The sequence below is a fragment of the Streptococcus rifensis genome (assembly GCF_053203525.1).
This window is the reverse complement of sequence record NZ_JBRUCW010000016.1, coordinates 54,257-64,179: the sequence shown is the minus strand read 5'-3', so window position 1 is coordinate 64,179 and position 9,923 is coordinate 54,257. Positions and strand designations below refer to the sequence as shown.

The 9,923-nt window shown below is 41.5% G+C and carries 9 protein-coding genes and 1 pseudogene; 4 read left to right on the top strand and 6 right to left on the bottom strand.

All coding sequences use genetic code 11. The features are described 5' to 3' along the window. Positions 1–1,098: cobalamin-independent methionine synthase II family protein (locus tag ACVRYP_RS09515; RefSeq protein WP_447468479.1), on the bottom strand; the 1,098-nt coding region annotated here is incomplete at its 3' end. Between the two features lie 284 nt (positions 1,099–1,382). On the opposite strand from ACVRYP_RS09515, the gene ACVRYP_RS09510 reads away from it, so the two are divergent. After that, the gene (locus tag ACVRYP_RS09510; protein WP_447468478.1) at positions 1,383–2,273 is read left to right on the top strand and encodes a DUF7916 family protein; all 891 of its coding nucleotides are present in this window, start codon (positions 1,383–1,385) and stop codon (positions 2,271–2,273) included. Positions 2,274–2,302: 29 nt separating this feature from the next. Further along, a pseudogene (locus tag ACVRYP_RS09505) lies at positions 2,303–2,956 on the top strand (GNAT family N-acetyltransferase). A 239-nt stretch (positions 2,957–3,195) separates the two neighbouring features. On the opposite strand, the gene ACVRYP_RS09500 reads toward ACVRYP_RS09505, so the two are convergent. The 5 genes from ACVRYP_RS09500 to ACVRYP_RS09480 form a co-directional block, all read right to left on the bottom strand. Further along, positions 3,196–4,914 carry a phospho-sugar mutase gene (locus ACVRYP_RS09500; protein WP_447468477.1) on the bottom strand — a complete coding sequence of 573 codons (1,719 nt, stop codon included), beginning with the start codon at positions 4,912–4,914 and terminating at the stop codon, positions 3,196–3,198. A 527-nt stretch (positions 4,915–5,441) separates the two neighbouring features. Further along, entirely contained in the window at positions 5,442–6,029 is a 588-nt protein-coding gene (locus tag ACVRYP_RS09495; protein WP_447468476.1) for an ECF transporter S component, read from the bottom strand. Next, entirely contained in the window at positions 6,013–6,567 is a 555-nt protein-coding gene (gene coaC / locus ACVRYP_RS09490; protein ID WP_447468475.1) for a phosphopantothenoylcysteine decarboxylase, read from the bottom strand. The genes ACVRYP_RS09495 and coaC overlap by 17 nt, the downstream gene beginning before the upstream one ends. Next, a complete protein-coding gene (locus ACVRYP_RS09485; protein ID WP_447468474.1) occupies positions 6,564–7,259 on the bottom strand; it encodes a phosphopantothenate--cysteine ligase in 696 nt (231 codons plus the stop codon). Before ACVRYP_RS09485 ends, coaC begins: the two co-directional genes overlap by 4 nt. A gap of 53 nt (positions 7,260–7,312) precedes the next feature. After that, positions 7,313–7,684 carry a YbaN family protein gene (locus ACVRYP_RS09480; protein ID WP_447468473.1) on the bottom strand — a complete coding sequence of 124 codons (372 nt, stop codon included), beginning with the start codon at positions 7,682–7,684 and terminating at the stop codon, positions 7,313–7,315. Between the two features lie 230 nt (positions 7,685–7,914). On the opposite strand from ACVRYP_RS09480, the gene ACVRYP_RS09475 reads away from it, so the two are divergent. Together ACVRYP_RS09475 and rsgA are read left to right on the top strand one after the other, a co-directional pair. Continuing rightward, positions 7,915–8,625: a glucosaminidase domain-containing protein gene (locus tag ACVRYP_RS09475; RefSeq protein ID WP_447468472.1), complete on the top strand. Its 711-nt coding sequence runs from the start codon at positions 7,915–7,917 to the stop codon at positions 8,623–8,625. A gap of 346 nt (positions 8,626–8,971) precedes the next feature. Next, complete coding sequence (gene rsgA, locus ACVRYP_RS09470; RefSeq protein WP_447468471.1) at positions 8,972–9,895, top strand: ribosome small subunit-dependent GTPase A; 924 nt, start codon at positions 8,972–8,974, stop codon at positions 9,893–9,895. The last annotated feature ends 28 nt before the right edge of the window (positions 9,896–9,923 follow it).

Below are 9,923 nucleotides of genomic sequence, written 5' to 3'. Positions count from 1 at the left end.
CCATTGTTGAGGAGTGGCTAACTCGTTACCTGAATCGCAAGAAGCAAAGCCGCATTGGTGAGATAGGAAGAGGCGCTCTTTAGGGAGAATTTGGCTAGCTTCTTCCAAGAGGTCTAAAGCCCGTTTTTCATCGTCAAGTGTTGTCGTTTTAGACGAAAGAAGCCCTAAAACGACCTCAGCATCACGATCCTTTAAAGCTTCAAGAGCTTTTAAGTCACCAGCAACTTCGCTATCCCACTCGAGAAAGAAGCGGTCGTAATTTTGGTCTTTCAAGAATTTTGTTGCGATGGCTTCGTATGTACCTTCAGCAGCAGAACGGCTTTCGTAGTTTCCACGGCAATTATGCGTCCAAACAGTCAAACCAATCTCATGAGCATAGTCAATGACTTCGTTGTTGATGGCGATGAATTCATCTGCTAATTCAGCCAATCCTGCATTACCATCTGCGAAGAATGAAGCAGGATTAGATTCATCAAACAATTCCCAAAGGCAATCGTCAAATTGAATAATCTTACCACCAATTTCCTTATATTCCCTTAGAAATTCTTTATAAGCGTTGATGAGACCAGCTTTTAACTCTTCATTAGTTTCGTATACTTGTCCTTCACCAGCCAGTCCATCAAAGATAGCTAATTCAGTATAGGCATGGGCTGGCCCCCAAATGGTTTGTTTGGTTTCGTGATCCCCTGCTTCAGCCTTAACCAATTTGTAGATATCCAAGAAGTGATGACCTTTTCCGGAAAGTGGTTCTGTAATGCGAATGCCGATGTCCTTTCGGGTTTCAAATTGTGTACCGTCATAGTCTTTGAAAGTATAGCCATGTTTTGCGATATAACGCTCAATCCCTTTTAGGCCCCATACAAAGTCCAAGTGCCACATAGAACGACCGAACTCACCATCTGTCAATATATCGATACCGTTTTCTTTTTGGTCGGCAATGATTTGCTTGATATCAGCAGTTTCTGTCTCCTTGTATCCCGGCAGGGCGTCGTAGAAAGGGTATTGGATATCATCACGGTGTTCGATTTCAGCCTTATAGGACTTAAGTTTGGCAGGACGCAAGAGTGATCCGACTAATTGAAATTTTGATTGAGTCATTTTGAAGTCTCCTTTTATTTGATGGATTCATTTTAGCAGATAAAGCATGGCTTGAAAAATAGTTAAAAATGGAGGGATGATATAGACGCAAACTATATCAAAAATGAGTTAGAAATGGGAAACTTTGTCAGCTGTCTCCAGTAATGCGGCCTCTATTTGCTACGAGTATACTAACCCACCGATCAATAGTCTTAGGCGCGTATTTTTCTTTTGTCAGTGAATAGCGCTCGAATTCTTTTGTGGTATAATGGTTTTAAATTATATCAATGTAAAGAGGATCACCGATGAAACGCTTATTATCTTGTTATGCTAGTGACTTTGAGCAGATGTCTGCAATAGACCTTAAAGCTGCTATTTTAAGCAGTGAAGGTCGGACGATTTTAGGTGAGACGGTCGTGACTGCTGCACCTTTGATTGCTGGTGTGACGAATGCCGAGATGATGGCAAGCTTTGGAGCTGACTTAATTGTGCTAAATGAATTTGATGTTTTTAGCCAATTTATCAATGGCTTTGAGGATAATACACCGATAACTAGCTTAAAAAGTTTAACTGGACGCCCAATTGGCATTAATCTAGAGCCGGTCGATGATCAGCTCAAGGTGCAAGATGAGAAAGTGACCTTGCCAGCAGGACGATTAGCGACAGTAGCCACCTTTGAGCAAGCTGAAAAAATCGGTGTTGACTTTATCATGCTGACAGGAAATCCTTCGACAGGTGTCTCGCTTGATGCGATAAAAACCTCTATTACAGTTGCAAAATCTCATTTTTCAGGGCTAATCTTTGCTGGAAAAATGCATGGCGCTGGTCTTGGGGAGAGTATCATCAATATTCCAGTTCTAGAAGAGTTTGTGGCCTTGGGTGCAGATGGTGTTCTTATCCCTGCCGTTGGAACGGTGCCTGGCGTCACAGAAGCGGAAGCTAGAGAGGCTGTTATAGCAGTCAAAAAACGAGGTGGTCTTGTCATGTCAACCATTGGCACCAGTCAAGAAAGTGCTGATAGGGACACGATACGCACTTTCGCTCTGAGCAATAAGCGGGTAGGGAGTGACATTCATCACATTGGAGATGGTGGCTATGGTCGTATGCCAGAACCTGAAAATCTCATGGCTTATAGCATTGCTATTCGCGGTAAGCGTCATACCTATTTCCGAATGGGACAATCAGTCAGACGCTAACGATCATTTTATTTAAGAGGAGAAAGTTAATGAAAATCATACCCTATCAGCCAGAATTTGAAAAATCCTGGGTTTATACTAAGGCTCTAAGCCATCTGTTTTCACCCTTCTTTGACGACATGTCATGAGAAAAGGAGGAAATGAATACGAATATTTACCAAGATCAGATTGATTTGATTGCTGTTGAAGGTGATCAGGTTTTAGGACTGCTGACCATCAACATCTATCAGGAAGATATCAGCCAAAGCTACCGTTACCATCCTGCTAACAAGGTTGCTTACTTTGAAAATTTGGCCGTGCACCCAGATCATCAAAACAAGGGCATTGCTTCCCAGCTCTTTGCTGAAGCTGAACAAGCTTTGATTGCTAAAGAAGTAGAAGCGCTAGCTATTTTTACCCGAGATGGCGATGCTGCTAACCACCTCTATCAAAAATGGGGTGCAACTGTTGTCGCAGAAGATTTTCTAGTTGTCGGAAGACCTAAAGATCAAGAAGGTTTTCAATTTGAGGTACTCTTAGACGAGAAACGGCTTAAATTTTCCCGTGACGGACAAGAGATCCCTTATTATCAAAGAGAGGGCGTCTACATCGTTTCTCAAAAAGAAAATATCGATCTCTTTGATATTGAGCAGGTTTACCATGAAAGAACTTATATTAAGGCATACTCTAAACCTAAGGCCTAAAAATCATAAAAAAGCAGTCAGGATTACAAAACGATCCCTCTGCTTTTTTATATGATTAGCCGTATGGTGATTGGCGATGAAAAGCAATATGAGACTAGATGGGTCTCCCACTGATCACATCAATACCAGTAACAGTAACAGGAAAAGCAGTTAGTGGTCAGTCTATTGGATTTGAAAGAAAAACGCACCACGCAATCTCATTCATTGCGCGATGCGTTTCGTTCATAAATTTGACAAACTTATCTGACAAATGCATTGATTTCAGCTTCAATGGCTTCAATTTTGTTTTGTGCGTCAGCGAGATCAGCTCCGACGGTTGCAATGTAGAATTTAATCTTAGGCTCTGTTCCAGAGGGACGAACAGCTAGCCAAGAATCATCTGCTAATGTGTATTTTAACACATTACTCGGTGGCGTTGTTAGAGCAATCACCTGGCCATCAGCAGTAGTAGAGGTTAACTCTTGGAAGTCTTCCGTTTTAGCTACTGCAATATTGCCAAAGGTAGCTGGAGCTTCCCCACGGAATTTGTCCATAATTTTCTTGATTTCAGCGGCACCATCAACACCTGACAGGGTCACTGAGATCGTTTTTTCAGCGAAGTAGCCATACTCTTTGTAGATTTCGTCAATGCCATCTGCTAACGTTAAGTCTCTAGAGCGATAGTAAGCAGCGATTTCGGCAATCAACAGTAGGGCTTGGATGGCATCCTTGTCACGGACAAATGGCTTGATCAGATAGCCAAAACTTTCTTCAAACCCAAACATGTAGGTGTGGTTGCCAGTGTCTTCAAATTCTTGAATTTTCTCCGCAATGAATTTAAAGCCTGTAAGCACATTGAACATGGTTGCGCCATAACTTTCGGCGATTTTGGTGACCAATTCAGTTGAAACAATAGATTTAGCAAGGGCAGCATTTGTAGGTAAAGTACCAGCTTGCTTATGGGCTTCGAGGATGTATTTAGCGATGATAGCACCAATCTGATTACCAGAGAGGTTGGTGTAACTGCCGTCAGGTTGACGAATTTCAACACCAAGACGGTCAGCATCTGGATCTGTTGCAACTAAAACGTCTGCGCCGACCTGACGACCTAGTTCTTCGGCCATGGCAAAAGCTGCCTGACTTTCAGGGTTAGGAGATTTCACTGTTGAGAAATCAGGATCAGCTACAGCCTGTTCCTCAACAACTTCAACAGCTTCAAAACCAGCCTGAGCGAGAGCACGACGGGCCAACATTTCACCTGTCCCATGAAGAGGGGTGTAGACAATTTTCATGTCACGGCCATATTGATTAATGAGGTCTTGGTTGATATTGACCGATTTCACTTCTTTTAGGTATTCGGCATCGACGGTTTCACCGATGACTTCCACAAGTCCGTTCTCTTTGACTGCATCCAAATCAGCGACTGCAATTGTAAACGGATCTTGGATGGCACGGATATAAGCCGTAAGCGCATCCGCATCTGCTGGAGGCATTTGACCACCATCTTCCCCGTATACCTTATAACCATTAAATGGTGCAGGGTTATGACTTGCAGTAATCATGATACCAGCCCAAGTGTTGAGATGACGAACTGCAAAAGAAAGCTCTGGTGTAGGACGAAGTCCCTCGAAAACATAGGCTTTGATGCCATGCTGAGCTAAAACAGCAGCTGACTCATCCGCAAATTCTGGTGAATTGTGACGGCTATCATAAGCGATAACGACACCACGTTTTTTAGCATCATCCCCCTTGCTTTCAATCAGTTGGGCCAACCCTTCAGTCGCCTGACGAACCACGAATATATTGATACGGTTCGTTCCTGCACCGATAATACCACGCATACCAGCTGTGCCAAACTCTAAGTTTGTGTAAAAGGCATCTTCCTTGGTTTTTTCATCCATGGAAATCAACTCTTCACGTAAGTCATTAGGAAGGTTAGAAGCATCTAACCATTTTTGGTAGTTTTCTTGATAGGACATGGGAAAAGCTCCTTTAATATTTAATCGCTTTCATTATATCATGATTTTGCAAAAATAACAGTTAAATATTTAACATTTCAGAAAAATTTTCAGTGATTTTCGACTCCATTGTCAAAATTACCTAAGACTAAACAATATCAAAAAGTGGCTGGGACAAAAGTCCTAGCCTCCTAATAATTTATTATCAATTAAACAAGACGCAGTGGTTGGGAGTAACACTCACTGGCTATGCCAGTTTTAGTGTTACCCCTGCACAGGTCATTAGGTGCTTTAGCACCAATGAGCCACTGCTGAGTGGCCTCTCTTCGCTGATTTCATCAGTTTTTACAGCCCTAACAAAAGAGGGAAATATTGTTTCCCCTATTTCCAACCTCAAACAGTCATAAAGTGACTGTTTGAGCTATGCGAGGGTGGGAGTGAGAAGGACTGGGGATAGACCTTCTCAGCCCTAACCTAAAAAATAAAAAAGGGAGGGGAAAATCGAACCTATTCGGTTACCGATTTTTGTCCCACTCCCTTTTGGTGAGTTATGATTTTTTGGCTAATTTTTGTAAAGAGGGCACAATGGCAAGCGTTAATAAGGCTGAGATAACCATTTCCGCGATAGCATTTCCGCCAAAAACAACCGCCAGCATAGCCTGAATATCACCTGAATAAACATTTGCAAATAGAATGAAGATCCCACCGAGTACAAAAATGGTATTGGTCATGGAACCGATCGCACCAGCGATGATCAAGCCAGTCTTATGATGAAGCCATTTGTATACAAAGTAAGGTGTGATTCCGATAAGCACCCGTGGAACAATGGCGATGATAAGGGACACGAAACTACCATTTGGGACAAAGGGTGAAAATAAATAACTTGTTGGTAACAATACAAATGTATTCGCTATAACGCTGATAATCCCCATCAAAAAACCTAGTATCGCCCCAATGCGAGGTCCATAAATAATAGAGGCTATAATAACCGGAACGTGAACCAGCGTAGGCTTAATCGGAAATGGAATAACATTAAAGATAAACGATGTCATGAAATGGATGACCAACATTGTGGCAAAGAACATGGCAATGACAGCAAGTTGGTTAGCTTGTTTTTTTCTAGTAAGTGTTGGCATTCAAGGTCTCCTCAATTGTTTCTATAATAAGTGAAAGGTCTGCTAAAGCACCGCGACCAAAGTCACCACAAGCCAAGAGGGCTTCCCGAGGTAAAATTTCGTGATAGCCATATTGCGTCAGTGTGGCAAGATTAGCCTGAGTGATTGGATTGTTGTACATTTGAGTATTCATAGCAGGTGCAATCAGTTTTGGAATGTTGGCAGGCAGAGCTAAGGAAACGCAAGAAACGATATCATCTGCCAGACCATGGGCAAGCTTGGCGATAATATTAGCAGAAGCTGGCGCTACCAAAAAAAGATCTGTTTGTTTTGCGAGTTCAATGTGGTTGACTTTATCTACTTGAGGTTCTTCCATGACATCGAGATGAACCTGATTTTTGGAGAGAACCTGAAGGGTCAAAGGGGTGATAAAGGCAGTAGCTGATTTGGTCATCAACACAGTGACCTCATAGCCAAGTTTTCCCAACTGACTGACAAGCTCTGCTGCCTTATAGGCTGAGATAGACCCTGTGACAGCAAGTGTAATGTGTTTCATCATTTTGCATCCTCAATGTTTTTTAAAAAAGTAAGAATCATGTCAGCAATACCCTGCTTTGTTTCGGCCTGTATTTCTTTAGAAGTAGTTACAAGGTAAGCCTTGTGAGTATCTCCTGAGATTTCCGTCAGATCGTTAGCAACGATGGCATCCGCCTTATTTTTAAGAAGGCTTGCACGCGCCACCTCAAATAGCTCTTGCTTAGCAACGTCAACCAGTAGTTTGAAACCGATTAAGTGAATAGCTGGATTCCATTCTTTAATAGCGCTGATGACTTTCGGTGTCTTTTTCAGAAAAAGAACTTGGTAATCTGCTGAAGAAGAAATTTTGGTCTCCGCATTATGAGCAGATAGGAATTGCTTTAGATCTTTAGTTTCAGAGACTGTCTCAAAGTCAGTCATGTAAACCGGCGTGTAGTCAGAGACTGCCATGGCATGAACAATGGCATCATGGGTTTTGACCAATGGTTCAAGAGTCTCCGTTAAGGAAACGACGTTAGAAATCAGACGAACTGTTAACCGATCATGAGGTTGCGGTTTAAAAGCATGTTTGGTGGTCACAAAGGTGACGTCATGTCCCGCCTCTAAAAAGCGTTCAGCCATGACCTGCCCTAGACGGCCAGTCGCTTTATTAGTGATGTCACGAACGGAATCAATGGCTTCAGAAGTTCCACCAGATGTGATTATGATTTTCATAGCAGTATTTTATCCTATTTAGAGCCTTAAGTCCACTTTCTGAGAGGACTAGGTTATTTCTTTTTGGCTTTGAAGGCCCAGTACCAAGACAGACCTATGATGTGGGCCAAGTAAATCCCGCCAAGCATCCATTTGACCCAGATAGGAGGTGCTATCAACATACTAAGGCCAAAAACGATGGTCAAAGAAAGAAAGATATGTGATTTTTTACGATTAGAAACTTGACCATGGATGAAGGGTTTGACGATGTATTCGTCATAGTGTTTCGAACGGGTCAATTTGTTGTAAAATCTGTCGGATGATCTGGCAAAACAATAGGCTGCTATCATGTAAAAGACAGTTGTCGGTAATACTGGTAAGTAGAGACCTAAAGTACCTAGTGCAAATGTTAGCAGTCCTATAATGAGCAAGAATATTTTTTTCATAATTTGTCCTATTGATTATTTTTTTGTGAATAAATCAATAGTAGTAGTTTACCATATCTGTTAGAAAAACGAAACCGTTTGCTAACTTTAGTCATTTTGGAAAGTCCATTGTTAAAATCTGTAAGATAAATATTACACAATTGTCATAGAATGTCCTCTATTCGTCAAATCCCTTTGATATACTTTGAGATAGTGAGAATTATAGGATTTAAAAAGAATTGGAGATAAGAATGACTAAAGGAACGCAAAAATGGATGATGGCTGGGTTGGCTTTAACCGGTATGATTGCTGGTTTATTTGGCAATCCTTTTAGCGAGTCAAAAAACAATACCGTAGAAGCAGAGGGTCTAACAGGTGATGCCACTGTTAACTTTATTAATCTAGTGGGTGAGCGAGCTCGACAAATTGCGCAGGAACGTGATCTTTATGCGTCTGTTATGATAGCACAAGCTATTTTAGAATCCCATAGTGGTCAATCAGGTTTGGCTCTCGGCCCAAGCTACAATCTCTATGGCATCAAAGGTTCTTATTATGGCAATTCAGTGACCATGAAAACTTGGGAAGACGATGGTTTTGGGAATCCTTACTACATAGATGCACCATTTAGGGCCTACAATAGTTGGGCTGAATCCATGTATGATTATGCTAATTTATTAAGCAGTGACTTTTATGCGGGAGCCCGTAAATCCTATGCCCCTAACTATTGGGATGCGACAGCAGCCTTGACAGGTACTTATGCGACAGATACGTCTTATAATCTTAAATTAAACAGCATCATCGAAGCCTATGGTTTAACGGTTTATGATCAACCTGCTTATGGGTATCTTCCTGGAGCTGGCGAATCTGTTTGGAACAACTACCGGGGCCAGTACACTTCAGCTCAAACATTAGCTGAAGATCAAGCCTGGGCAACCTACATTAACTCTGGTTATGGCTATTGATAAAACTACAAAGCATTCGTTTGGATGCTTTTTGTCTTGTATTTTTAAGAAATTTTCTGAATACTCTTGACAGTATTGGCTTTGCGTGCTAAACTTATACACGTTAACAAACGATGAAAGGAGTTTTTACTATGAACACATTACTAAAAATAACTACAACAGTATTGGCATTAACTCCTTTAAAGATAAGCGATCAAGCCCTGTAAGTAAATGAAAACTATCTGTGTTTCTTTTGCCTAAAAAAGCCGAATCCTATCCTTTCTGGTGTCTTTTGCCATGAAAGGATAGGATTTTTTGTGTAAAAATCCTCGTGAGCTGGGTAAGGATTAGGAAAAGAGGAAAGCACATGGCTTATTTATTAGAAAAAGTAACCGATGGAGAATTATATGCCCGCGTGGTTTCTGAAACCAAGGGTGGCTATCAAGTAGGATTAATCGATGGCAGTCTACTAACAATTGACAAAAAACGACTAAAGGAATCCTATTATGTGGGAGATATTGTTAACATAGAAACGATATCTAAGGAGCAGACCATTTCAAATCTTGTAGAACGACATCGTATCGTTAAAAAAGCTAGAAATAAAACGGCTAAGGACGATCATTTTGCTAGTAAAGAGCAGATACTGGCTACAAATGTTGACCAGCTCATGATTCTTATAGCAGTTGATCAAAATCTATCGTTAGCAAAGTTGGAGCGCTACCTCATGGTATTTGGCCAGGAAGAATTAGCTATTCATGTTTTGCTGACCAAGTGTGACCTAAGCGACAGCTACAATGACTTTATCGCCCAAGTTAATGCCTTATACCCAGAGGTTCACATCCATCCGGTTAGTCTCTATCAGCCAGAGCAGCTTGAGGAGGTGCAGAACCTTCTTCCAAAAGAAGGGGTAACACTCTTGATTGGTAGTTCTGGGGCTGGTAAGACCAGTCTAATCAATAGCTTTCTAGGTGAAGAAGTATTTCAAACACAGGCTGTTCGCAAGGACAGCAAGGGAAAACACACCACGACAGCTAGTCTGATGATCCCTCTGCCACAAACCAAGGGATATCTGATTGATACACCTGGGTTTAAGGGAATTGACAGTAGAGACAGACTCTATCCAGAGCGTTTATTTGGTCATATTTATGAGATTGCAGAGGGTTGTAAATTTAGCAATTGCAAGCACGATACGGAGCCTGGCTGTGCTATCAAAGTAGCTTTAACTGGTGGAGAATTAGCGAACGAAATATGGCAGCGGTATTGCTATCATAGCCAGTCGCTAAGCATTTAAAAGGAGTATGTATGAAGGAAACTAAGTC

What these genes read in the sequence shown, in the direction of transcription:
- ACVRYP_RS09510 (WP_447468478.1), top strand. Translation starts at nt 1,383, where the DNA reads ATGAAACGCTTATTATCTTGTTATGCTAGTGACTTTGAGCAGATGTCT.
- ACVRYP_RS09500 (WP_447468477.1), bottom strand. Translation starts at nt 4,914, where the DNA reads ATGTCCTATCAAGAAAACTACCAAAAATGGTTAGATGCTTCTAACCTT.
- ACVRYP_RS09495 (WP_447468476.1), bottom strand. Translation starts at nt 6,029, where the DNA reads ATGCCAACACTTACTAGAAAAAAACAAGCTAACCAACTTGCTGTCATT.
- coaC (WP_447468475.1), bottom strand. Translation starts at nt 6,567, where the DNA reads ATGATGAAACACATTACACTTGCTGTCACAGGGTCTATCTCAGCCTAT.
- ACVRYP_RS09485 (WP_447468474.1), bottom strand. Translation starts at nt 7,259, where the DNA reads ATGAAAATCATAATCACATCTGGTGGAACTTCTGAAGCCATTGATTCC.
- ACVRYP_RS09480 (WP_447468473.1), bottom strand. Translation starts at nt 7,684, where the DNA reads ATGAAAAAAATATTCTTGCTCATTATAGGACTGCTAACATTTGCACTA.
- ACVRYP_RS09475 (WP_447468472.1), top strand. Translation starts at nt 7,915, where the DNA reads ATGACTAAAGGAACGCAAAAATGGATGATGGCTGGGTTGGCTTTAACC.
- rsgA (WP_447468471.1), top strand. Translation starts at nt 8,972, where the DNA reads ATGGCTTATTTATTAGAAAAAGTAACCGATGGAGAATTATATGCCCGC.